17 protein-coding genes are annotated in these 26,006 nt (G+C 39.9%); 6 read left to right on the top strand and 11 right to left on the bottom strand.

The window, feature by feature from the left end; genetic code table 11:
* Positions 1 to 3 precede the first annotated feature (3 nt).
* The gene (locus ACXZ1K_RS17875; protein ID WP_458971044.1) at positions 4 to 630 is read right to left on the bottom strand and encodes a LysE family translocator; all 627 of its coding nucleotides are present in this window, start codon (positions 628 to 630) and stop codon (positions 4 to 6) included.
* Between the two features lie 127 nt (positions 631 to 757).
* On the opposite strand from ACXZ1K_RS17875, the gene ACXZ1K_RS17870 reads away from it, so the two are divergent.
* The 5 genes from ACXZ1K_RS17870 to ACXZ1K_RS17850 all read left to right on the top strand — a co-directional run bounded on the left by ACXZ1K_RS17870 (position 758) and on the right by ACXZ1K_RS17850 (position 6,591).
* The gene (locus ACXZ1K_RS17870; protein WP_458971043.1) at positions 758 to 2,191 is read left to right on the top strand and encodes an MFS transporter; all 1,434 of its coding nucleotides are present in this window, start codon (positions 758 to 760) and stop codon (positions 2,189 to 2,191) included.
* Positions 2,192 to 2,278: 87 nt separating this feature from the next.
* Positions 2,279 to 2,701, top strand: a complete 423-nt coding sequence (locus ACXZ1K_RS17865; protein ID WP_458971042.1) for a deoxycytidylate deaminase — start codon at positions 2,279 to 2,281, stop codon at positions 2,699 to 2,701.
* An 8-nt stretch (positions 2,702 to 2,709) separates the two neighbouring features.
* Complete coding sequence (gene guaA, locus ACXZ1K_RS17860) at positions 2,710 to 4,239, top strand: glutamine-hydrolyzing GMP synthase (RefSeq protein WP_458971041.1); 1,530 nt, start codon at positions 2,710 to 2,712, stop codon at positions 4,237 to 4,239.
* Positions 4,196 to 5,428, top strand: a complete 1,233-nt coding sequence (locus tag ACXZ1K_RS17855; protein ID WP_458971040.1) for an ABC transporter substrate-binding protein — start codon at positions 4,196 to 4,198, stop codon at positions 5,426 to 5,428. Before guaA ends, ACXZ1K_RS17855 begins: the two co-directional genes overlap by 44 nt.
* Positions 5,425 to 6,591, top strand: a complete 1,167-nt coding sequence (locus tag ACXZ1K_RS17850) for an RsmB/NOP family class I SAM-dependent RNA methyltransferase (RefSeq protein WP_458971039.1) — start codon at positions 5,425 to 5,427, stop codon at positions 6,589 to 6,591. Before ACXZ1K_RS17855 ends, ACXZ1K_RS17850 begins: the two co-directional genes overlap by 4 nt.
* Before the next feature lie 148 nt (positions 6,592 to 6,739).
* Here the strand turns inward: ACXZ1K_RS17850 and ACXZ1K_RS17845 are convergent, their stop codons facing one another.
* The 3 genes from ACXZ1K_RS17845 to ACXZ1K_RS17835 all read right to left on the bottom strand — a co-directional run bounded on the left by ACXZ1K_RS17845 (position 6,740) and on the right by ACXZ1K_RS17835 (position 11,410).
* Positions 6,740 to 7,309, bottom strand: coding sequence for a MarC family protein (locus ACXZ1K_RS17845; protein ID WP_458973262.1), 570 nt, complete (start codon positions 7,307 to 7,309; stop codon positions 6,740 to 6,742).
* A gap of 105 nt (positions 7,310 to 7,414) precedes the next feature.
* Entirely contained in the window at positions 7,415 to 8,935 is a 1,521-nt protein-coding gene (locus ACXZ1K_RS17840; RefSeq protein ID WP_458971038.1) for an amino acid permease, read from the bottom strand.
* A gap of 111 nt (positions 8,936 to 9,046) precedes the next feature.
* Positions 9,047 to 11,410 (bottom strand): sodium-translocating pyrophosphatase, encoded by a 2,364-nt coding sequence (locus tag ACXZ1K_RS17835; RefSeq protein WP_458971037.1) that lies wholly within the window; start codon positions 11,408 to 11,410, stop codon positions 9,047 to 9,049.
* Between the two features lie 237 nt (positions 11,411 to 11,647).
* On the opposite strand from ACXZ1K_RS17835, the gene ACXZ1K_RS17830 reads away from it, so the two are divergent.
* On the top strand, positions 11,648 to 13,063 hold the full coding sequence (locus tag ACXZ1K_RS17830; protein ID WP_458971036.1) for an APC family permease: 1,416 nt from the start codon (positions 11,648 to 11,650) through the stop codon (positions 13,061 to 13,063).
* Between the two features lie 215 nt (positions 13,064 to 13,278).
* Here the strand turns inward: ACXZ1K_RS17830 and ACXZ1K_RS17825 are convergent, their stop codons facing one another.
* The 7 genes from ACXZ1K_RS17825 to ACXZ1K_RS17795 form a co-directional block, all read right to left on the bottom strand.
* The gene (locus ACXZ1K_RS17825) at positions 13,279 to 14,856 is read right to left on the bottom strand and encodes a serine/threonine protein kinase (RefSeq protein ID WP_458971035.1); all 1,578 of its coding nucleotides are present in this window, start codon (positions 14,854 to 14,856) and stop codon (positions 13,279 to 13,281) included.
* Positions 14,857 to 14,867: 11 nt separating this feature from the next.
* Complete coding sequence (locus tag ACXZ1K_RS17820) at positions 14,868 to 16,142, bottom strand: serine/threonine protein kinase (RefSeq protein WP_458971034.1); 1,275 nt, start codon at positions 16,140 to 16,142, stop codon at positions 14,868 to 14,870.
* Between the two features lie 7 nt (positions 16,143 to 16,149).
* Positions 16,150 to 16,932 carry an FHA domain-containing protein gene (locus ACXZ1K_RS17815; RefSeq protein WP_458971033.1) on the bottom strand — a complete coding sequence of 261 codons (783 nt, stop codon included), beginning with the start codon at positions 16,930 to 16,932 and terminating at the stop codon, positions 16,150 to 16,152.
* A gap of 27 nt (positions 16,933 to 16,959) precedes the next feature.
* Positions 16,960 to 20,949 (bottom strand): FtsW/RodA/SpoVE family cell cycle protein, encoded by a 3,990-nt coding sequence (locus ACXZ1K_RS17810; RefSeq protein ID WP_458971032.1) that lies wholly within the window; start codon positions 20,947 to 20,949, stop codon positions 16,960 to 16,962.
* A 1-nt stretch (position 20,950) separates the two neighbouring features.
* Positions 20,951 to 22,423 carry a PP2C family protein-serine/threonine phosphatase gene (locus ACXZ1K_RS17805; protein WP_458971031.1) on the bottom strand — a complete coding sequence of 491 codons (1,473 nt, stop codon included), beginning with the start codon at positions 22,421 to 22,423 and terminating at the stop codon, positions 20,951 to 20,953.
* Between the two features lie 96 nt (positions 22,424 to 22,519).
* Positions 22,520 to 23,470 carry a hypothetical protein gene (locus ACXZ1K_RS17800; RefSeq protein ID WP_458971030.1) on the bottom strand — a complete coding sequence of 317 codons (951 nt, stop codon included), beginning with the start codon at positions 23,468 to 23,470 and terminating at the stop codon, positions 22,520 to 22,522.
* Between the two features lie 61 nt (positions 23,471 to 23,531).
* Positions 23,532 to 25,850, bottom strand: a complete 2,319-nt coding sequence (locus ACXZ1K_RS17795; RefSeq protein ID WP_458971029.1) for an alpha-L-rhamnosidase-related protein — start codon at positions 25,848 to 25,850, stop codon at positions 23,532 to 23,534.
* Positions 25,851 to 26,006 lie beyond the last annotated feature (156 nt).

Raw genomic sequence — 26,006 nt, 5'->3', positions numbered from 1 at the left:
ATACTAGCTGTAATATTTTAATATTACTTGTACAAATAGCCGGATAGCAAAGATCAAGATCACTGCGCCGGCTATTTTATTTAATGCCTGTATGTTTTTCTCTTTGATCCGGTATCTCAATTTTGCTGCGTAATAGGTTTTAACACAATCTACAGATAACTGAGTGGTCATGGCCACTGCGAAGAACACCACCTTTTCTGCCATATCGTAATGAAGTTGAACAGAAATGATTCCGCCCACCATAATCCAAAACATAAGTGTGGAAGGAGAAAGCAGGCACATGAGAAATCCCTTTAATATATACCCACGTTTGCGGATTTTAATGGTGTGCGCTATTTCGTAATTGACTTTAACCTTATGGAATAAGTAGTAACTGCCAATACCAAATAGAAAAAGGCCACCTATTATGCCTATGTATTGATTGTACTCAGCATTATAATCGACAAACTGTGAACTGAAGATGGTTAAGGAGATAAATATTATGTCGCTGAATATTACTCCTATAGCTAGAGAAAATCCGGCTTTGAAGCCTGATTCAATACTGGTTTTGATCATAGAAAAGAAAACAGGGCCCGTTAGAAACGAAAATAAAACCCCTGCACCTATCCCTTGTAATATTGCTTCAAACATTCAGTTCAATAGATATAATATGCTAATATGCAATTTTAAACATAAAATACGCCCATTTATTATGCTTTTGCTTACTTGCTTACAGTTTTTTTATTTATGTTTAACACACTAAAAACTAAATTAAAATATGAGTTCAGAACAGACACAAACCAAGTGGGGGCAGTTCATTCCATTAGTCACGGTATTCTTTTTTTGGGGCTTTGTTGCTGCCAGTAATGATATCTTAATACCTGTATTTAAGCAAGCTTTTAACCTTTCTCAAAGTCAGAGTCAGTGGGTTTCCCTGGCTTTTTATATTGCTTATACAGTTGGTTCAATTATATATACAGGTATTTCATTTCTCATTAAGCAAGATTTGGTTAATAAAATTGGTTATAAGAATGGGCTTGCGCTTGGATTAGTAATATCAGCGGTTGGCACCCTCTTGTTTTATCCTGCGGCTAACTTGGGCTCGTTCCCATTGATGTTGTCCGGGTTGTTTATTGTTGCTTTGGGATTTTCATTGCAGCAAACTGTTGCCAATCCATTGGCTATCGCACTTGGACCGATAAATACCGGTTCTCAGCGATTAACTTTGGCCGGCGGTGTTAACAATTTTGGAACAACGATAGGGCCGCTTATCGTGAGTTTTGCAATTTTCGGTTCAAGTACAAATGCTACGAGTACTATCAGTATTGAAAGTGTTAAAATACCATATTTGATTCTTGGAGCTGCATTTATTGCTGTTGCTATATTTCTAAAACTTTCCTCCTTGCCAGACAGACCTGCATTGGTAGAAGGAAAAGTGGAAGACACATCAATGAAAAGCTCAGCTTTGCGTTACCCTCAGTTGGTTATGGGTATGATCGCTATTTTCGTGTATGTAGGAGTTGAGGTGTCAACCGCAAGTAATTTACCCGCTTATATGGAGAAGGATCTGGGTTTTGCAATTAAGGATATTGCGCCCTATATTTCTTTATACTGGGCGAGTATGATGATTGGTCGTTGGACAGGTGCGGTTGAAGCGTTTACCGATAAAATCAGTGTGCAAAAGGTGTTGCGGTTTGTTGCACCATATCTTGCATTTGGAATATTCCTTGCTGTTAATGCGATAGCCAAACACGATCTTGCTCCATTTTATGTGTATGCAATAATTATTCTGTTATTGATTATCGCCGATGCGGCAAGTAAGGGTAACCCAGCAAGGATGTTGCTAATTTTCTCCTTTGTGGGTATCGCTGCGTTATTGATTGGAATGTTGACAACAGGAATGATCAGTGTTTATGCATTTACTAGTGTTGGTTTGTTCTGTAGCACATTATGGCCTTGTATATTCACATTGGCCGTAAGTGGGTTAGGTAAGAATACCAGTCAGGGAAGTAGTTTCCTGATCATGATGATTATGGGTGGAGGTATTATCAGTTGGATACAGGGATATGTTTCGGAATTCACTGGAATACAATACAGTTATGTGGTAGGAATTATCTGTTTTGCATACCTGGCCTTTTATGCGTGGAAAGTTAGTGGAATTCTAAGAAATCAAGGAATTTCTTTTGACAAAAAGCTTTCAGGAGGACATTAAATTTTTTAAACTATTTTTGAGTCCACAGGATTTCCTGTGGCTTTTTTATGATATATGACAAATAAACCAAGCTTTAATCACATATTCATGAACCTGGCTTCTGATCTGGCGGCTCGCTCACACTGTGTTCGCGCACACGTCGGCGCTGTTCTGGCGAAGGATACAAGGATCATCTCCATAGGTTATAACGGGCCTCCGGCTGGCACACACAATTGTGATGAAGAATGGCCCGAAACTGGTTGTGATCGTGACTCGAAGGGTAGCTGTTCACTGGCTTTGCATGCGGAGGAGAACGCAATTTTATATGCGGTAAAAAATGGATCTAAAATTTCTGGGGCAACCTTGTATACCACCCTTTCGCCTTGTATAGCCTGTGCGAGACTAATCTTATCGTCGGGCATTAAAGTTGTCCTCTACCGGGATTCTTATGCTGCCTATAAAGGCCTGCCAAGCGATGAAGGAGTTGATTTTTTGCGTCGGTTCGGTGTGGAGGTAATTAAATTTTCTTAACTTTGGCCATGCTAGAAAAAATCATTATTCTCGATTTTGGTTCTCAATACACACAATTAATTGCCCGCAGGGTACGCGAATTAAACGTTTATTGCGAAATACACCCTTTCAATAACATTCCTGAGCTTACAGCAGACGTAAAAGGAATTATTTTTTCCGGAAGCCCTTTTTCTGTTCGTCAGGAAGATGCTCCACAAATTGATCTTGCGAAGTTCCATAATCATTATCCCGTATTGGCTGTATGTTATGGTGCCCAATATATCGCCCAACACTCTGGTGGCGAGGTACAACAATCCTCGACGAGAGAATATGGTCGCTCTAATCTGAATTTCGTTTCTTCAGAAAATAAGCTGTTTAAAAATATTGAAAAGGGATCACAGGTTTGGATGTCGCATGGCGATACCATTACTGTAGTTCCTGAAAACTTCGAACTGATCGCCAGCACAGACAGCGTTAAAGTTGCTGCTTTTCAAGTTAAGGATTCACAAACTTATGCTATTCAGTTTCACCCAGAAGTAACACATAGCGCTGATGGAAAACAGCTGCTGGAAAATTTCCTTGTTGACATTTGTGGATGTAAGCAAGAATGGACTGCAGATGCATTTGTTGAAACGACAATTGCAGCCTTACAGGAAAAGCTGGGTAATGACAAAGTCGTTCTTGCGCTTTCTGGTGGTGTTGATTCTTCTGTAGCCGCCATTTTACTACATAAGGCTATTGGTAAGAATTTACATTGCATATTTGTTGATAACGGATTACTTCGCAAGAATGAATATGAAGCTGTATTGGAGCAGTATAAGCACTTAGGTTTGAACATTAAAGGTGTTGATGCTAAAGATCGCTTTTTAAGCCAGCTTGCGGGATTAAAGGATCCTGAATTGAAGCGTAAAGCAATTGGTAGAGTCTTTATCGAGGTATTTGATGACGAGGCGCATGAAGTGAAGGATGTGGTATGGCTCGCTCAGGGGACTATTTATCCTGACGTAATTGAGTCGGTTTCCGTTAAGGGCCCATCTGCCACCATCAAATCTCACCACAACGTTGGCGGATTACCAGATTTTATGAAGCTGAAGGTGGTGGAGCCCTTAAATACATTGTTTAAAGATGAGGTTAGAAGAGTTGGAACATCGCTGGGACTTGAACATTTTATTATCGGTAGGCATCCTTTCCCTGGACCAGGTTTGGCAATCAGGATTCTTGGCGAAGTAACTGCGGAAAAGGTGGCCATACTTCAGGAAGCTGATGCGATATATATTGATAATTTAAGAGAAGCAGGTTTATACGATAAAGTTTGGCAGGCAGGTGCAATATTTTTACCAGTTCAGTCTGTAGGTGTGATGGGTGATGAGCGGACCTATGAGAACGTAATTTGCCTTAGAGCCGTAGAGTCAGTAGATGGTATGACGGCTGATTGGTGCCATCTTCCATACCCTGTGCTGGCAAAAATTTCGAATGAGATCATTAACAAAGTAAAAGGAATAAATCGCGTTGTATATGATATCAGCTCAAAACCACCGGCAACTATTGAGTGGGAGTAATTACCGCCTCGTTGTTCTTCTTGGATTAGTCTTAGCATCATGTTCTCCGAAGGTTAAAACTGCGGTAACTAAACCGCGTGATATTCCTAAGGTAGTGGAAAAGAAGCCGGAAAAACCCGTGGCTAAATTTACGGAAGCGACAGTATCTTTGCTATTGCCCTTTAAACTGAACAGCGTAAATTTAAAAACCGCGACAAAAGCTGAGGTGGAGAAATCTGCAATGGCGATCGATTTTTATCAGGGCTTTAAATTAGGTATGGATTCGGTAGCAGGATCTGGTTTAAATTTTAAGCTTAAAGTTTATGATACCCGCGACAATAATTCTCAGATAGAAGGACTAATGCAAAACGGAGGATTGCTTTCAAGTAATCTTGTGGTTGGCCCCATATTTCCAGAGGGTTTAAAGCACATCCGGACATATGCCATCGAGAAGAATTTGGCCATTGTTAATCCACTGGCAGCTACTCATCCTAAGGAGTTCAATAATCCCAATATGATCTCTGTAAGCAGCAATGCGGACCTGCATGCGGAAAGGATTGGAGAATACGTAGCCAGCCATTACAATCCTTCGCAAACTGTAGTAGTGCTCATCAATCCTGCGAGGGCCGAAGAGGCATTGATGGCAACGCCACTAAGAAAGTTTTTTGAAGACCCTAAGAAGCCATTTTTTTTCCAGGAATTTGCCTCTGTTTTTACGATGGAGCTTAAACTGATCAAAAATAAAAAGTATGTGATCCTGCTCAGTACTTCTGACAGAAAGTTTGTGGTGTCGACTATCGACAAAATGATTAAACTAAAAAATTCAGGTGTTTCGATTGATCTGTTTGGGCATCCAGACTGGATAAAGCAAGGATATAGCACAGATAAATTGCAGGCGTTGAATACCGTTATCAGTTCTTCTTATAAAGTAGACTACAGCCGAAAGGAAGTGAGTCAGTTTATTAGAAAATATCGGTCGACATTTCATTTTGAACCAAGTGAGTATGCATATAAGGGGTTTGATTCCGGATATTATTTTGCGAAATTAATAGCGGAACACGGGAAGAATTATCAGCAATATTTAACCAAAGAAAAATATAAGGGATTGCAAAATAATTTCGATTTTCGGTACGATCCTAAACAAGGCTATATTAATACTAGTGTGATGCTTTTGAAATATCAGAATTTTGCTTTAATTACAATTGAATGAGGGTAGAACATCAGGTAAGATCATTTGAGCAGATATTTAAAAGTTATGATGGTGTTTTACCACTGCATCGTTTTTTGTTTGCTTATTTCAAACAGAATAAGCAGATGGGCTCATCAGACAGACGATGGGCAACCCGTTATATTTATAGTTTTTTTAGACTGGGAAAAGCATTAATGGGGGAAGGTCAGTTGCAAAGACTAGCGATTGCAGATTTCCTTTGTAACCAGACTTCAAGTCTCATTGTTGATAGCTATTTGACTGAACTCAAGGATCATATTACCGAAAGTGTGGAATATAAGATTGGCTTGATTCAAAAGACTTATCCAAAATTTAAGGTGGCGGATCTTTTTCAATTCAAAGCCAAACTGAGCAGTTCAATTGATCAAGTTGAATTCTATACCTCTTACCTTACCCAACCTGATCTTTTTTTAAGGGTGAAACCTTCATATTCTAAAGTGATAACTGAAAGCTTTAACGAAGCCGAAGTGCCCTATAAACAACTAACAGAATCTACTTTTGCGTTGCCCAATGGCACCAGGCTGGAGCAGTTATTAGATCAGAAGTATTATCAGGTGCAAGATCTTTCCTCTCAGAAGACCGGAGATTTATTCAGGCCAGAAAAATGGGACTACTGGTGGGATTGCTGTGCCGCATCTGGTGGGAAATCTTTGCTATTACATGACCTGGAACCACAAATTCAGCTGTTGGTAAGCGATGTACGGGAAAATAGTCTGAACAATCTTGAGGAGCGGTTTCAAGAAGCAGGGCTGAAAAAGTACCAAAAGAAAGTACTTGATCTTTTACAAAATAACGATCAGGACTTGCACCATTATGAGTTTGATGGAATTATTCTTGATGCGCCTTGTAGCGGATCAGGGACTTGGGGACGGACGCCTGAGATGCTTTATTATTTTGATGAACATAAGGTTGCATACTTTTCAAAATTACAAAAGTCCATCGCCGAAAATGTGGTAAAATATTTAAAAGAGGGTAAGCCGTTGATTTACATTACCTGTTCTGTTTTCGCTGAAGAGAATGAAGACGTAGTCAATTGGTTAACTGATAACCTGCCTTTAAAAATTGAAGATACTCGTGTGATAAAAGGATATAATGATAAGGCTGACACCATGTTCGCAGCAAGGCTGATCAAACAAAAATGTTAATGGTGGTTGGTTTTTAACCAATCTTTAAGTTTTTCTTTCAGGTGCCTGACGGCCTCAAATAGTACCGCTAGTCCGCCAATTATCAAAGTCAATTGTTCGAAGCTGTTCATATTCGGTTTTTAGTTAGGACTAATTTACCAAAAGATTGTTACAGTCCCGTATTATTTCGGAATAACTTAATAGCTATGGCCAGGAGAATGATCCCAAATGCTTTTCTAAGAACGTTGAGTCCGGATTTCCCTAGTAGTTTCTCCAGCCGTTCTGTATTCTTTAGCACTACGTAAACAAATACCATATTAAGCAGAATGCCTATAATGATGTTCTGGGTGGCGTACTCTGTTTTTAAGGACAGCAAGGTTGTCATTGTTCCTGCTCCAGCGATTAATGGGAAGGCAAGTGGAACGATCGAGACAGTTTCCGGAGCTTCTCCTTCTTTAAAGATGGTAAGTCCGAGTACCATTTCCATAGCGATGAAAAAGATGACCATGGAACCCGCAATCGCGAAGGATTCCACATCAAGACCAATTACTTTTAGCAAAGTCTCCCCGGCGAATAAGAAAATGATCATCAATGTTGTGGCAACTATTGCGGCCTTTTCTGATTGAATATGACCAGCCTTCCTTCTTAATTCAATTACAACAGGTATGGAACCCAATATGTCGATAATTGCAAATAAGACCATGGTTGTGGAGAGTATCTGACTGAAGTTAAATTCCATAGCTGTGACGAGTTGCTTCAGCAAAGGTATGCGTTTTACAAACGTAAACCATCACTAAATAAAAAAGCCCCTCTTGCATTACAAGAGGGGCTTAAAATCGCTTAGCTACGGCTTGGGAGCTGGAGGATCAACAGGATTTACTGTGATTCCTTCAGTGCCTAGTTTAGAATTCTTTTTGCTGTAAGTGAAATAGATAACAAAACCTATAGCTAGCCATACAAATAACCTTAGCCAGTTTTCCCAGCCCAAACCAAAAATCATCGCACCACAAGCTATGACTCCCAAAATAGGAATAACAGGCACCCATGGAGTTTTAAACTCACGTGGAAGATCGGGATTTGTTTTTCTGAGGATGATTACAGCTACACATACCAGCATAAATGCAAATAAAGTACCTATACTCGTCATGTGCCCCACAACATCTCCCGGAACGAACGCTGCAAAAATTCCAACCAATATTAAAATCACTAGATTTCCTTTATATGGCGTTTTAAATTTAGGGTGCAGCTTAGAAAATACAGCTGGTAATAAACCATCTTTACTCATTGAGTAGAAAACACGGCTTTGGCCTAAAAGCATAACTAAAATAACAGACGAGAATCCCGCCAAAATTGCCACAGTAACTGATTTGCTCAACCAGCTATATGTTGCAGGCATACCTTCCTTGATTGCCGCAACAACAGAGGCTTCACCACCCTTTGTTGGGTCCCTAAAGAATTCTAATGGTGCCAAACCTGTTAGGACGTGTGCGAACAAAATGTAAAGAACAGTACAAATGGCTAAAGAACCTAGAATACCAATTGGCATTGCTGTTTTAGGATTCTTAGTTTCCTGAGCAGCTGTACTGACAGCATCAAAACCAATAAATGCAAAAAATACCGTACCTGCAGCGCCGAGAATACCCATAACACCACCAAAATTATAAGTTATTCCCTGATGATCTGTATAAGTTGTTGCTTCAGGTATATAAGGTGTGTGATAAGCAGGGTTAATATAGCTCCATCCTAAAATGATGATCATCACTACAATCGCTACTTTAACAATAACAATTACGTTATTTACCAGTGCTGACTCCTGTGTTCCTTTGATCAATAGCAAGCTTAATAAGGAAACAATAAACAGCGCGGGTAAGTTCATGATACCAGTTACCCCGTCAACTGAAGATTGAAATGGTGAGTGACACCACTGATATGGGATTGGACTTGCCCCGAGGACCTCAACGAGGAAATTATTCAGGTATTCACTCCAGGCAATTCCAACAGTAGCAGCTCCAACAGCATATTCAAGAATTAAATCCCAACCAATGATCCAAGCTACCAACTCGCCCATTGTGGCATAAGTATAAGTGTAGGCGCTACCGGAGATTGGAATAGAAGAAGACAATTCTGCATAGCATAATCCGGCCAGGGCACAGCCTATTGCTGCAACAATAAACCCGATGGTTACGGAAGGACCTGCATTTTGTGCTGCTGCTGAAGCAGTACGCACAAACAAACCTGCACCAATGATTGCACCGATACCGAGAGCGATCAGCGACCCTGCGGTAAGCGTTCGCTTTAAAGTCTTTTCAGACTCTGACGCATCAGCCAGTAATTGTGTAATTGATTTCTTTGTAAAAAGACCCATAAGTTTAGTTTAGTTTTTTTAAATGAATTACGAAAGTCAAACGTAAAGAAAATATATCTAAAAATAAAAGGGATTTTGCCTCAAAACCCCTTTTATTCGTAACAATTATAATTAATTCTGTTGATGTGTTTCCAGTAATAGATTCTCTGACTGCTTATCGATGACGCTTTGAAGCGAATCCATCTGTTTCTGCATCTTCATTTGCATAGAAATCTTGCTTTCAATGGATTTCTTTACAACTGAATCCATATTTACAGTCATTTCAACTGAATTTGAACTAGATTTAGCATGTATGGTCATGCCATTAACGGAAATGCCATTTGCTGAAGCGATTCCTTCAGAAGAAATTGCGATGTAAGGTGCAATAACCAAAGAAACAATAGACATTAATTTGATCAAAATATTCATTGAAGGACCTGAAGTGTCTTTAAATGGATCACCCACTGTATCCCCTGTAACTGATGCCTTATGAGGCTCAGATTTTTTGTAGTACATTTCGCCATTGATTTCAACTCCTTTTTCAAAGGATTTCTTGGCATTATCCCAGGCACCTCCCGCATTGCTCTGAAATATCCCCATGAGAACACCGGCAACGGTAACACCAGCAAGCAGGCCCCCAAGTACTTCAGGTCCGAAGACAAAGCCTACCACCACTGGCGTAATCAGTGCAATTGCTCCAGGCAACATCATCTCACGGATTGAAGCTTCAGTTGAAATGGCTACACATTTTTCGTATTCAGGTTTAGCTTTATATTCCATAATTCCTGGAATCTCGCGAAACTGCCTCCGCACTTCCTGTACCATATCCATTGCTGCCTTTCCAACAGCCTGTATACAAAGTGCAGAAAACACGAATGGGATCATTCCACCCACAAACAGACCTGCTAATACAGGCGCCTTGTAAATATCGATTGCTGAAATACCGGCAATACCCACAAATGCAGCGAACAATGCCAGCGATGTTAACGCTGCGGATGCAATTGCAAATCCTTTTCCTGTAGCTGCAGTCGTATTCCCTACAGCGTCCAAGTTATCTGTACGCTCGCGAACTTCGGGCGGCAGTTGACTCATTTCGGCTATCCCACCTGCATTATCTGCAATCGGTCCGAATGCATCTATAGCCAATTGCATTGCTGTAGTAGCCATCATACCAGCGGCAGCGATTGCAACCCCGTATAATCCTGCAAAATAGTAAGATGACATGATACCACCTGCTAATACTAATATAGGAATAACAGTAGATTTCATTCCTACCGACAAACCAGCAATAATATTTGTTGCATGACCGGTAGAAGATTGTTGTATTATTGAATTTACCGGGCCTTTACCCATTGCGGTGTAGTATTCGGTAACGACGCTCATTATTGTTCCTACTACCAAGCCAACCATAATTGCATAAAAAACATTGATGCTCGAAAACTCATAACCCCGTAGGTTTAATGTATCAGGCAACATCCATTTTACAATAAAGTAGGAAGCAATAGCTGTTATCACAATTGACGACCAGTTACCTAAATTCAAGGCATTTTGTACGCTTGAGTTTTCATCTTTAATCGTTACAAACCAAGTTCCTATGATAGAAAACAAGATTCCCAGACCGCAAATTACCATTGGCAACAATATGGGAGACATCCCACCAAATTTGTCCACAACGGTAATTTCTTGCCCCAACACCATGGTTGCTAAGATGGTAGCGACATATGAACCGAATAGATCTGCACCCATACCGGCAACATCACCAACGTTGTCACCCACATTGTCTGCAATAGTGGCGGGGTTACGTACATCATCTTCTGGTATTCCAGCTTCAACTTTACCAACAAGATCGGCACCAACATCTGCCGCTTTGGTATAGATGCCACCACCTACACGCGCAAATAGCGCAATAGATTCTGCTCCTAGTGAAAAACCTGTTAGTACCTCAATCGCCGTTTTCATGTGAATGGGATTTACACCATCGGCGCCTATCACATTAAAATAGTTAAGAAAAACTATGAATAAACTTCCAAGACCAAGTATTGCAAGTCCGGCAACGCCAAGTCCCATTACTGTACCCCCTGTAAAAGAAACTTTTAACGCTTGTTTCAGACTTGTTCTTGCCGCCTGGGTAGTACGTACATTTGCTTTAGTTGCAGACTTCATACCTATATATCCCGCAGTTGCAGAAAACACAGCACCTATGACGAAAGATATCGCAATGATCCAGCTAGAGTGAATAGGTTTACCATTTATTTCGTTCACTGTTCCGGAATATGCAAGAAGTGCTCCTGCAAAAAGCACGAAGATGCTTAACACTTTCCATTCAGCCTTTAAAAATGCCATAGCACCATCGGCAATATAACCGGCCAGCTCCTGCATGTTTTTGTCGCCAGCGTCTTGCTTGTTTACCCAGGCGCTTTTAACCGCCATCACCAGCAGGCCGATTAATCCCAGTAGGGGAATAAAATAAATTAAATTGTCTTGTAAAAAATCCATAGGATGTCGTTTAGTTTTTAGGTTCTAATATTTGGTTAATTCCACCGGCTATATTTTGTCTGTTCTAGGACGGTGATCATCAGATAAAATATAGCGGGGGATACAAAAATAATGGTGTTTCTGAAATAACCAAATATTTTATTAAGTTATTCATTATATGCCCAATATAATGTAGTATTTCATATTAGTTGTAAATTTTAAATATATTAGCGAACCAAGCAAACTAACTTAGTAATAATGGAAAAAGAAATTCAAGACGGTTCATTTAAGCGGGAACTCGGTCTTTTGGACGGTACAATGCTAGTGGTTGGATCGATGATCGGTTCAGGAATATTTATTGTAAGTGCGGATATTGCTAGGCAGGTCGGATCGGCAGGATGGCTTATTGCGATATGGGTAGTTACTGCACTGATTACTATGATAGCGGCCGTAAGTTACGGAGAACTAAGCGCCATGTTCCCGAAAGCCGGCGGTCAATATGTTTACTTGAAAGAAGCATACAATAAGCTCGTCGCATTTTTATATGGCTGGAGTCTTTTCGCGGTTATTCAAACAGGGACAATAGCGGCTGTAGGAGTCGCATTTTCAAAGTTCGCTGCTTATCTGTATGAACCGTTGAGTAATGAAAATATCCTATATGAATTAGGGAGCTTTAAACTGAATGCCGCTCAAATCGTATCTATTATTACTATTATATTCCTCACCTACATCAACAGCAAAGGAGTAAAGGACAGTAAAATTTTGCAGACCATACTTACGATTATTAAGATACTATCGCTTTTTGGTTTAATCATATTTGGATTTACACTTGCTGCAAAATCAGAAATATGGAATGCCAACTGGGCAAACGTGTGGACGCCGAGAGCATTTAATACCACTACAATGAGTTGGACCGGCATCAACGGCTCATTGTTACTTTCGGGCATATCAGCAGCTATGGTTGGGTCTCTATTTTCCAGTGACGCTTGGAATGGCGTTACTTTTATCGCAGGTGAAATTAAAAATCCACAACGGAATGTTGGCTTAAGTTTGTTTCTTGGCACATTCATCGTATCTGTAATTTACATACTGGCAAATTTGATGTACATTGCTGTTTTGCCTTTAGATGCTATTGCTACCGCGAAATCTGATAGGGTTGCGGTAGTTGCTGCACAATATATTTTTGGAGAAGCAGGTACGATTATCATTGCAGTAATGATTATGATCTCAACATTTGCGTGCAACAATGGATTGATCATGGCAGGAGCTCGGGTTTATTATACGATGGCAAAAGACGGTTTGTTTTTTAAAAAGGCCGCGACGTTAAATAAGTCTGATGTTCCAGAGTGGGCATTGTGGATACAAGGAATATGGGCATCCGCGTTATGTTTAACCGGCAGATATGGAGATCTTCTTGACTTTGTTGTCATTATAGTGATGATCTTTTACATTCTCACCATTTATGGAATCTTTATTCTTAGAAGAACAATGCCGAATGCGGAACGTCCGTACAAAGCCTTCGGATATCCCGTTTTACCCGCTGTGTATATTTTGTTGGCTTCAGCCCTGTGTATAGGTTTGCTTAGGTATAAATTTGCAACATGTGGCTGGGGTGTGCTAATTATGTTAATTGGAATACCAATCTATTACCTGACTAAAGAAAAGGAGAGTTAAACTAGCTGTAAAAAGAAACAGGGATAAGCTATGAACTGCTATCCCTGTTTTAATAGATGTTGACCCACCACAGATCAACTAAACCAAACAAACTATATACATAACGCTTGAAGTTTTGAAAAGGTTTTATTTTTTTTCAAATTTTATTGATATTTCTTAAAATAGCCCTCACGATTACTTTAAATAGGTTTTAATCCTTAAAAATTATTTTTTAATTATTGAATTTCCCTTAGATCATTCTTATTTAGCCAACCCTTTGTTACCTCTCCATCGTTGTTAGTGTGCGTGACCAATATAAATCCATTCTGCTCATCCAATACACTGAACTTGGTATTTACCCAAAGTCCGAGTACACCATGTTTTACAGACTCTGCACTGGGTTCATCATAAAAAAAAGCTGCGCCTTTCGGCATTCTGTATCGCTTTCCATTGCTAACCAAAATGGGTTCTACGCCGCTTTCAGTAGGAACAGCAGCTGTAGGAGGTTTCACACTTTTATCGCCCGTTTGCTCGATATACGCCTTTTGTAAACTATCAACTTCAGCCTTCCTTTTTGCAGTATCAATTGCTACAGGTTGATTTATTTTAGTAGTATCTGGCTGAATAGGATAGGGATTGTCCAATGCCGTGGTATCGGGTGCGTTTTTTGCAACTGAATCTTCATAAACGATCTGTTTACGCTCAGTATTTGCGATGAATAAAGAATATGCGGAGTAACCACCTAATGCCACCAGCAGGAGAATCAGCGAGATAAATAAAGGCTTGGAAACCTCCATAGTATCCGGAGATCTTAAACTTCCCGGATTGGCCGGCTCTAAAGCGGGATTAACAGGCACTGGACTGCTAATGGCCACTTTCACCGATTTAACAGCGGTAATCGCTCCTTGTTCAGCAGTTTCATGGAGGATTGCTTCCTGAAGTTCGGTTCCGTTAGCATATCGTTTTTCCGGGTTTTTTTCAAGACACTTTTTAATTACCTGCATTAACCAAAAAGGAATGTTCATTTCCCGTGCTTTCGTTTCTGCAGACCAATTTTCTGGTATTTTGCTTTTACGCAATGCTAATATGTCCGGGACAGGTTTCTCCATATGAGATACCATAACCGCATTTCTTGTGGCCTCACCTTTGTTGGTTAAGGGGAAAGGAACCTGACCAGCTAGTAGCTCGTACAACACTATGCCAAAGCTATAAATGTCAGTCTGGAAAAACATTTCACCATCATGCTGTTCTGGTGCCATAAATTCTACTGCACCTGCATGTTGTATGCTGCTGCGGCGCTGTTCGTCAGACATGATCGCCAATCCGAAATCAAGCAAAATGTAATTGCCTGTATCTGTATTAAATTTAACGTTGTTACTTTTGATATCGCCATGTTTAACACCGACCCTGTGGCAATGTGCAAGTGCATTAGCTAGTTGGTGAGCCAATTTTTTAGTTTCCCTTATTGTGAAAATAGGGGTGTGCGGTGGCTGAAGCAGTTCTTCCAAGTCAGGCCCCTCAATATACTGCATCTCAATGAAAGGAAATGATCCACTTTCAGTAAGGCCAGAGTTGACGATCTTCACAACATTTGGATTAGGAATTTCGTTTACTTTTTTAAGCTTTTCGACTTCATTCCTAAAATTCCTATAATTTTTATCATCGATATTTTCTGTATGTATAGGGGTAGGCAAGATTTTTACAGCTGTTATGATCTCACCAATTCGTTTTCCTTTATAAACTGAACCCTGACCTCCCGTACGCAGGGCCCCCATATTTTCTAGTCCTTCTGTTATGGTAAATACTTTACTCATGTTTAGCGCTGTTAAAATTCAGGTACATCATTTATTAAACCATCTTTAGTTTTTGCCGGAGCATTTTTCTTCTTTACTGGTTCGTTGATTTTTTTAATATTATTGGTTTTAGTCTTTATTTTTTTGAGACTATCTGCTTTAGCGATTACTACACTGTCGTTCAAAACTGTTTCTGTATTTTTGTCACTGCCGAACAATGTACTCATTGCTAAAGTTACCAAACAAAGCGATACCATTGCAATACCTAGATAGATAGATTTCTTTTTAAAATCCGTTCTGTATTTACTTAACTCCGCAGTTAGCTGTTTGTTTTCTTCAATTAATTTTAGACGATCCGTATCTACTTCCATTATTGGTGGAACAGCGTTTACGGCGATCGTATTTTCTACTTGATTGCATACGGCATCATGTAAAACGACACCATTCGAGTAGCGATCAGATGGTGCTTTCTTTAGGCAAGTTTCAACTATTCCGAGTAGCCATTCAGGTATGTTCATTTCTGCAAGCTTCTTTTCTTCACTCCATTCCTGAGGTAGTTTATCCTCTCGAAGTGACATCAAGCTTGGTACATCTCTCTCAATATGCGCCAACATCACTTGATTACGATTTGATTCACCCTTGCTGATTAATGGAAATGGAACAACTCCAGCCAGCAATTCATATAAAATAATGCCAAAGCTGTAGACATCAGATTGAAAAAGAATTTCACCCTCATGTTGTTCAGGAGCCATAAATTCAACTGCACCAGCATGTCTAAGGCTGGACCTGCGCTGCTCATCTGACATTACAGCTAGTCCAAAATCCAACAATATATAATTACCTGTATCGGTATTAAATTTTACGTTGTTACTTTTGATATCTCCATGCTTTACCCCGGCCCTGTGACAATGAGATAATGCGTTGGAAAGGTGGGTTGCTAATTTAATAGTCTCTCTAATTGTGAATATGGGTGGATGCGGTGCTTTTAGCAGTTGTTCTAAGTCAGGGCCTTCTATGTACTCCATTTCTATGAAAGGAAAGGATCCGCTTTCAGTGAGCCCTGAGTTAATAATTTTTACCACATTAGGATTAGGAATTTCATTAACCTTTTTAAGCTTTTCAACCTCATTTTGAAAGTCTCTGAAGTTTTTATCTTCAGTGTTTTCCGTATATATAGGCGTAGGCAACAATTTCACAGCAGAGATGATCGCACCCATACGTTTGCCCTTATACACGGAGCCCTGGCCACCTGTGCTAAGCGCGCCCATATTTTCTAATCCTTCTGTTATTGTAAATACTTTTGCCATTTCCTATTTATTTACTGTAACTGAACTCCAGAACGGCAGACTCTCCTAATATAATTTGATCTCCTTCGTGAAGAATAAATCCAAGCGCTGTGAAAGTCAGCTTAACAGGATTATGATCAGACTTGGAGCGGATTTTTACTTTATTTCTTGGAGGTACTCCCCCGTCATCGGCAAAAAGCATAAATGCGCTTGATTCATTATCCCATTCGATATGTGCATGTTGGCGACTAATATACTTATTACACTCATTAGCACTTTCATCTGGAAATGCGATTTCGTTGTTTCTGAAAAAGCCATCGGTATCCTGTGCCTGCTTGCCTCTACCAATATTTATTCTTCCATCACCAGATTTGATGGCGTAAACTAACTGTTCTGCTTCGCCTGCAAGTATTTTTACATATGCGGTTTCAGATTTCTGAACGCTTGTGTGCTCAGGTATTTTTATGAGAAGTGCAGCATCCAGGTTATCCATTTTTATGGCTCCCTCGGGTAAGGTGTCAACAAAAAGTGTTTCCAATGTCCAGTTTTGAGGCAGATCTATTGCGAAATCATCCGCAATTCGTTGTATTTCGTTCTTAAAACGATCTTGCTCTGCGGAAAATAAAGCAGAATCATACATAAATTGCTCTGCGGGTAAACAGCAGATGAAAAGCTGGAAGCCTTTTATATTTTTACCTTCTCCACCTTCCATTTTTTGCAACTCCTGCTTGATAAAAACGAGCATCGCTTCTCTGATAGCTTTTACATCTTGAGGTTTTTCAGGTGTGTTTTTATTAAATAAATTAAACATCTTGTTAGTATTCGTTTAAATGAACGGTCAATTAATAATGTTCTCTACGGCTGGTTTCTTTGTTTCAGCAACGTAACCAAGCGCTTTCAATACTGGCACCACGTGTTGGCCGGCTAATAGTACAGCCTTGCTTGAGCCCCTGGTAGATTCTATTCTAATACAAACTACGACATGACCTTTTCCATTTTTCTTTGGCGCAAAGAATACATACCAACCATCATTGATGCGCTCCTTTTTCCATACCCGCTCCGGCGTTCCGGTTTTCCCTGCAACAGTAAGGCCTAGTGTAAAAGATTTATTTGCACTTTGCTTTAGCATAAAATCCGTTAGAAGTGCGGCATATTTAGGGTCATTAGCTAGTTTGATGCCCTGCTTTACCGCCACAGTAGAATCACTGATTTTGAGTGCATATCTGTTTGGAACCAATATTCCTTTATTGGCCACAGCAGAAGCTAACCTGGCAACCGCTGCTGGTGTGGCGATAAGCTCGCCTTGTCCCCATGCCATACCCGAAATCCCTTTTGCTCTGGTTTTTCTAATATTTCCCGGGTCGTATGGAGGCTTGGTTTTAAACTCTGTTCTCCTCCAAAGATCCATCCATTTTTCTTCCTGTTTTTCGTTGTTCGTGGCTTTATTAAAATAGTAACCCCCAACCCCATGCAAAAACATCCCGGTTTTAAGATAAAGTGCCGCCATATCTTCCTGTAGATGTTCTTCGTTGGCTAACTTGATGAAATAAACATTGTTCGAATTTACGATGGCACGTTGTAAGTTGATCTTACCTACTTCGTCGGGTTCAATTCCTTTAGTTCTTATTCTTTCGTTAAGGCTAACGTTGAAAGTTTTCTCGGTAGCCGCAAGGCCTAACTTATTAAATGACGCCATAGCGGTTAGTACCTTCGCCGTTGATCCTGGTTGTGTAGCGTACGTAAATCCTAAATCTACGTTTGTGTACCAACCTGCCAGTTTATTTTGTTCAGCATTGGTCATGGTCAGCAACTCCCAATCCTTAACCTGTGGTAAAGGATAAACTGCCGAAGCTAAAACATCACCCGTGATGTCTTCCAAAATAACCACAGACACCCTATTGTTTTTTAAAGAATCGTCTCTACTAATGGAGTGTTGTATTGCAGTTTGTAACCGGGCATCCAGAGTAAGTTTAACGTCTCTGTTCCTTTTTTTAAACTCAGTAACTTCGTTACTATTTAGTCCTGCTAACAGCAATGGTGCTAGTTCAGAGTAATCTCTTTTACTAACAGTCATCTCTTTTATCCCCCTGGGAAGAAAACGGTCCTCCCTATACTTGTTTGCTTTCGTTGTTAATGATACACCAGGGGTATGAAAGCCTCGAAGCTCCGCCGCATGTTCATACTCCGCGAAATACCCATTGGTGCTTCCATTGAATACACCAGTATTTACATCGCCAGTCCAAAAAAATGCTTGTTCTTCAAACGGATAATAGCGATCAACTCTTTTATGAACCGCAGAATCCAGATTGTAATTTAAACCAGCCTGATGTAGAAGATTGCGCTGCTTCTTTACTTTGTCTGGATTGCTGGTTGCTAATATTCTGCCATTTCTGTCATATAACTCTCCGGCTTCTAATTTGTTCATTAAAATTGCAATACGTGGATTGTAGCTAAACATCCTTGCACCACTTTTATCTGCAACTAAAGCCGGCTGAACTACCCATTTTTTGTTGTTTACTACATATTTGGATACGGTTACCGTTAAAAGAAGTACGGCGATACTTGCTGAGAGCAATGCAGGAACAAGATTCTTGTCCTGCTGTTTGGTGATAAAGTCCATTTGCAAGGCAGTACCTCTAACTTTAGACACTGAAAGCAGAAAACCTGCTGCCAACATGTTTGCTACAAGTGATGATCCACCGTAACTTATGAACGGTAAGGCGACCCCAGAAAGAGGCAATGCCCCGGTTGAGCCACCTGCTATTAAAAGGAATTGTACAAATAGACTTATCCCTATGCCCGCAGAAAGGTAAAACAGGAACGGGGTTCCAGTTTGTCGACCAATAATTATAGAGCGGTTAAGTAAAACTAGAAATAATATAAAAATCCCAGTTATTGCTGCCCAGCCAAATTCTTCTCCAATTGCCGGTAATATCATATCTGTATGGGCTTCAGGAATAGTTTTAGCAAAACCTTCACCGACGCCTTGTCCGCTAACGCCACCGCCTGCCATTGCCCAGATGCCATTTGCCACCTGATCGCCCCCGTACACTTCATTATTCCATGGGTCCTGCCAAATTGATTTCCTTTCAGATAGTCGGTTTACAGGGCCGGGTATAAGTTTATCTAAATATGGAATTTGATCTATCAATAAAAAACCTGCCATTACCATGATGACCATAATGGCCGATTCGCTGGTTTGTTTCTTGTTAAAAAACATGGTGAGGGCAATGACGACTACAGTTGCGAGGGTGGCAATCCAGATATTTAAGAACCAAACTGATAATGTATAAACGATAATGGCAAATAGCATCATCATAAAATCTCCTCTGGAAAAAGAAAATAGAATAATGAACGTGAAACAAACTACCATTGCGGGGCCAAGGTCGCCAAGTACCAGATACATCAAAATTGCAACCAGCATCGCGGCTAATGCAAATGAAAAAAAGTACCATCTTTTTTTCCAGCTTCGATATTCTGTTATAAATTTTTCCTTACTGGCAAAGAAACCTGCTAGAAACAGGATAATGCCGTATTTTACAAGTTCACTCGGCTGTACGCCAAATAGATTTACTTTCACACCGCTACCTTCTGGTCCACTGCCAAATACAATCGTTAATGCAAGAAGACCTAACGCTACCAATGCCCATTGCCATCCGTTTGCTTTATTTGATTTGTTACTTAGCACAAACATCCTGTAAAAGCGAGAATCTACTGTGAATTTTCTGAAGTTAACCAGCAAGATTAATAATATCCCAAAAATTCCTATTCCAAAAAACAGGAGGGAGTCCTTTGCCAAAAAGCGATCTCTGAGGGGATCTTGCAGGCTTAATAAGGTAATAAAAGAAATGCCGGTCATCAGCATAACTAACGGGAGTACCAATTGATCAGCCTGAGGGAATCTTAAACTGATCACCATATGTAAAATCCAGAAGCCGAGAAAAAAGCTGCCCGCAATAATCCAATACCATTGGTTGTACTCTTCGATACTTCTTACAATAAGTGATTTTTCTTTTTTGAGGATTTTAAAGTCGCGCGCAGAAAACAGCCTTATCGTATGCGGCGATTGCCTAAAAGTAAAACTGGCATCGCTGCTCAATTCTTGGACACCCTGAGATCTGCCAAACTGGTAACCTGGTTTTAATGGTAAAATTTCGAAGCCTTTACCTGATGGCAGGTGCTGAAAGGAAAATCGGCCGTCTGCATCTGTTCGTGCATATAAAACGAGTTCAGGTTTTACAGGGATAGAATCGTTTTCTACGTAGCCACTATCTTGAGGCAGAACCATCGACAATTTGATCAATACCCCAGCTACTACTCCATCTTCCTGGTTTAAGATGTTCCCATCAATATCATATGGTCCCAAAGCCAGATCTTTTGATGAGGGTAGTTCCGGCGGATTTCGCAATTCCTCATAAAAGCGCTTTTCATCTTCACCTGTATAGCCTAATAGCCCCCGGGAATCAGCAGCACGTTTTTTAAAGACTTCCCCGCCTGCTGAAGAAGCTAAATCCGCGTTAACAAAAAACTTATTTTTGTTGAGCTCACCAATATTGTCGATCGGTTCGGTAAATGTCTTTATGCCATTTGAAACAGTGTTCTCAATAATCGCAATGTCGCGCTTGTCTTCAAAATAATATCCTTTTTGTAACAGGGCAGCCATAACAGAACCAGCATTTCTGCTGTTTAAATTGATCATTGTCCCGTTGTCAAGTCGTTTGCCTACATCAGCAAAACCCCTTTGCAGCACACTAAAGAGCGTAAAAAATAATGCACCAAGAACTATGGTGATCAGAAAAATAAAAATGCGTTCAGTTCTTCTTTGCATATTAATCGGTTTCCTTGAAGGATAGGGAGTCTGCAGTAAATGAGCTAAACGGGATTTTACCGTTTATATATTTTTTTTGAGCCAGGTTATAAGTGCTTTGTATGGTGTTAGGGCAGTTGGTGAACCGAATATTTTTTAGAACCAGTGCATTATTGGCTGTTATGATCGCTGTATTAAAATTCTCGAAAGCAATATTTCGTAATTGTAGCAACTTGCTGGCCGGCCTAATGTTTATAGCGACACCTTTATAAAGAGAGTCACTAATGAAGACCAGTTCCTTTTCAGATTTCAAATAAATCGTATCCTTGTTAACTTCCAATGGCTGGTGCAAAATTATTGGAGAAGAAAAAAGTGAATCCGTTAGCACCAGGGTTTGTCCTTTCATTTTATTCAGGGTGTCCTGAAGCATAATTTCTTTTGTATTTCTTTTTTCAGTGACCTCAGTCAATGGTTGCTGCTTTACCTCATTTGCAGGGTGGTTGTTGTAGAGCCAATAAAGGTAAGCTGTACTGGCAATAAAGATCAGACACACCACGACAAGCAGGCTGATAAGACCTTTATTAGATTTGTATATAATTGGCTGTGCAAGAGGAGGATTCGGAAGTTCCTCAACCTCTTTTGTATTGTTTTTCGATTGGAGTTCAGGCTCATCGAAAAGTAATGGCTGAGAATAAATTGAAGACTTGACTGGTTGCCCTGGTTTAGTTGCTTCATGCTTTATTGGGGCATTTGTATTTTCTACCAAAACAACCGTTATGTTGTCTGTACCACCATTTTTATTAGCGGCAACAATGAGGTTTGTTCCTTTTCCTGTTAAATCTTTCCCTCTGTGCAAGGCATTTACAATCTCATTTTTATTGACCATGTCCGACAACCCATCACTGCAGATCAACAAAAGATCTCCAGGTAAAAATGGAGATTGACCCATTTCAATATAATCATCCTGATGCACAAGGTTAACTCCAAAACCTAAAGCCTTGTTAATTTCATTGCGTTTAGGGTGCTTCATTGCTTCTTCTTCAGTTAAGCGCCCGGTGTCTTCCATGAAACCGACGAAGGACTGATCGCTTGTAATTTTAACTAAAGAATTATCACGGCACAAGTACATCCTGGTATCGCCAACATGAACGTAGAATAGCATATTTTTGCTTAAGTCGACCATGGCCAACGTTAACACGCAAGCCATATTTTCCAACTCTTTTGCTTGCTGTTTTTCTGCGAGAATTTTTGAATCTGCCTCGGAGATGGCTTGTTTCATCAGAGATAGGATGTCTCCTTGAGGTTTACTTAAATGCTCTAATATAGATAGCTTGGCTATCTCTGCAGCAATCTCTCCGCCTGAATATCCACCTACGCCATCTATTACACAGGCAATTATATAATCACCAGCAGCGGTATCCTTTGCAATAAATGTGTCTTCGTTATTGCTTCGAACCTTACCAATGTCTGTTATTCCAAAATGATTTTTACCCATTTTATTTAGGTGAATTTTTAACGTTTCTAAAGTGAATAACAAGTATTGCTAAACACAGGACCAGGAATGCTATAGAAAGAACATGCGACATAGCAATTAAGATTTAAAGATGTTCATACCTATAATCCCATTTAAAATAATTCTTGAGTTAAGCGGTAATTCTGTCCATTTTGGACCATTGATATCGCTGCGTTCAATCAAATTTTCATTAACAATTGTTTTCTCCCCAAAGGAAGCCAGGTAAAATTTATCATCTGCATTGCTATACCGGATTTTCAGGTGGGGGGTATTTACCCATTCTGAAGGTATCTTAAATATAAAATCTTCAATCCTCGAATCTTCCTCGCCCGTTACTATAATCTCTTCTTTTTTCATTAAAAACTCGACCTTTTTGCCAGAGAATGCACGATCTGGTAATGTAGTCTCAAACCTTGCAAGTAGTTCATTTTCATTTTTTAGCGGAGTTTTTGGATCGAATACCAAGGTACTTACATATGGGATTTCATAATAACCTTCACTATAAAATATAAAATCTTTTAAGACGTCATTATTGATATCAAATGTCTGCGCCATACCCGTTTGTCTGGGAATAAACGTCACTCTTAGGTTTTCGTCCTTTTTGTTATTGTCTGGCAGTAGTTTACCTATAAACCCTTTATCGCCTGGTTTATAATCTGGATGAGATACGAATCGAAAAACCCACTTATTGCTGGATGGCTCTGCTTTCTTCCCTTCACTTATTTTTTGATTTAATATTTCGTAGAAATTCTTGACGGACTCTTGTGCTATTAAACCAAGGATCCCTTTCTTGTTGTCCATAAATTCCCGATAATCGTCTGAATTAAGGCAAATGATGTACTCATGATAAAAAACAATCCTTTCAGAAAAGGAAAGTTGAGCTATAGATTCTTCGAACTTTTCAATAATGTATTTAAAAACAATATTCGGAGTGAGGGCTTGTGCTTTCGTAGCGGCAGTGCCTCCGTTATTGGTCAGAAACCAATCCTGAACGCCAATTCGTTGCCAAAAAGAAGGTTTTTCAGTCATTTAATGAATCAAAATTATTTGCCATTAATATAGCAATAATGTTGCCCGTTTTAGTAATAAATCAGTTGTAGCTTGAAATCAGGGTAAATGTAGTTGCAGATTTAGACGCTCTGCGTAGGGTTAACGTTCCATCTTCTGACGCATGAATGGTCTTTTGACTTTTATTTACAAAGAGTTCATATTTAGCTCCAGGAACAAGACCACTAATTGTTGTGGTATAATTTCCGGGCGAATTGTTGATCCAGGAGTATCGTTCTCGACCCCAGTTTCCGATTGTTAAATCAATATTTGAATTGTTATTTGCTGTTATTGAAAGCTTCATGACCTCCGTGTTGTGAGGATAAACTATAAGCTTGTTTTCAGTCTTATCAGCGCCAAAACTTTCTCTGCTCCTAACTGAAAACCCCTTTGTTTTCATCAGGTAATTATTCGTGCTGAGTTCCAGATGGTAAGTTTTTCCTCTTAGTTTATATGAAAACTTGGTGCCATTTAATTTTTCGCTCATATTAGGCTCCAGACCCATTCGGTTCCATTTCGGTCTGATTCCATAGATGTCCCTGTAGAGGCCAGTGATGCTGGTACAAATGCCGGCTAAAATATCTTCACCCAAACCAAGCTGAGTACTTCTACTGTAACGCTGAGAGGAGAGCCCATCTTTTTTATACTGCGCCAACAGTTTGCTGATATACTTTAAGGCTATGGATTTATCATAATGAGCGTAGGCTCTAATTCCTAGATATCCCCAGCTGGGGAAAATGTCGCCGTTTTCGTATTTAGGGAAAGGCCAATTGCCATCACTTACTTCATCTCTTGTGAAAGAATCAAAACAAAGTGGCCAATGAAATAGATTTTCTGCCTTTGATCTATTTTCAATCTGATCAAGGATTGCTGCCATACGTACCGGGTCATCACATAGACCAAAGGCGATAGCCGCAAAATTAACTGGCGTAACCAAGTTATCTCCATGGGTTGAACCATCTTTATCGCGCCAGTAAACGTATTGTTTTTTTTCTGTGGACCAAAATCCGCCTTCTTCAATTGGTTTGTTAAAAGCTATTTTCAATTTAGTTGCAACAGCATGATAGTAGTTGGCCATTTCTACATTTCCCAATACATTCTCGCAATTTGCCCAAAGCCTCAAGGCTTCATACATTTGGGCATTTACAAAAGCATTTTCGTAACTTGCCCATACAATGTCGAGCCAATCACTGGCTTTTTTATCAGCAACACCATCATTCATCATCTCAAATATGCCATTGTGATTAGCATCACGCTTGATCAGCCAATTAAGCGCTCTTTCGCAACTTGCCTGATGCGATTTGAGCCATTTTAGATCTCCATTTAGCTCAAACTGCTCACTCGTATTAATAATGTATCCTGTTTGTGAATCAATAGTATATCCCCACATCGCCTCATAATAACCTGTCTTGTCATTATATGTGCCTGGAATTTCGTCTCCAGCGGCGTTGTGCCAACGGGAGAGAACCCTCCCATCGGCAAGCATAGCCAGATCACGCTCCTGGTTTAGAGTAGCTGACATGTTCCTGGTGTAGTTTTCGTCACCTAAAGCCATTCCAATTTGAGCGAAAAATGGTTCGTGCAAACATTTCCAATTGGTGAGCCAGCCATTAGCTCCAATAATGTTATTGTCGACAACCCCGTACCTCCCAGTTGTGTTCATTAGTTCCCTAACCGCGGTGGCGTCTATACCCGGAAGAGTACCTCGAGAATACTCTTTCTCGAAGTTGATATACTCCAGAGCCAGGTAAATGCTAATCTTTCCCTTTTTAACCTCAATAGGTCCAAAAACATTACTTTTTCCAGCAACAAACCTGCTTAACTCATAACGCTGCGTTAACGGTGTATCACTTATCATTTGTGTGCAGGTGAATTCATTTTTGTCACTCTGCGAATATTTAGCAGCTATGTTTTTACCGGAATAGGACTTTGCAGTAATTTTGAGGGCATTTCCAGATTCTTCGTTCCAAAATGTGACACCGCCGGTATGAACCCCATAGGTATCGTCAACATGCTTTAAGTATTTGCACCAAACCATTCCGCCATTGTCCAATATCCCACCTTTCCATACGGAACGATCAGAAAAATTCCACTTTGGCATTGCTATTTCTTCAAGCTGTGCATTGTTGTTGTAATTTCTTTCAATTTTCCATAATATTTTATCTCCAGTAACTTTAAAACTCCAGTCTTCATCAACAGTAAGTACGCTGTCGCCATAACTTATGCCGGTAATTGTAATTTCGTTTAAGTGTTCCTTTACTTTTATTTGGCCAATTTGTGTGGAAGAATTGAAGCTGTCGGTTTTACTTTTAAATCCAGTGTATATTCCAGAAGAAGAAGGTAGTTGTTTACCTTTCAGCATTAATTGTTTTATTGAGCAGCCGTGTGCATAATCAATTATAATTTCCAACTTCTTGCCAGGAACACTTATAGCTATCGTTTTTGTTTTTGCGTCTCTTTTGATACCGTTGGCGGGCAAATGTGTAACGTTAATTAGCAGTGACAAAAAGCAAAAAAG

This window comes from Pedobacter jaeyakensis, from assembly GCF_054461315.1.
The sequence above is the reverse complement of the archived record's forward strand: the minus strand, read 5'-3'. Positions and strand labels throughout refer to the sequence as shown.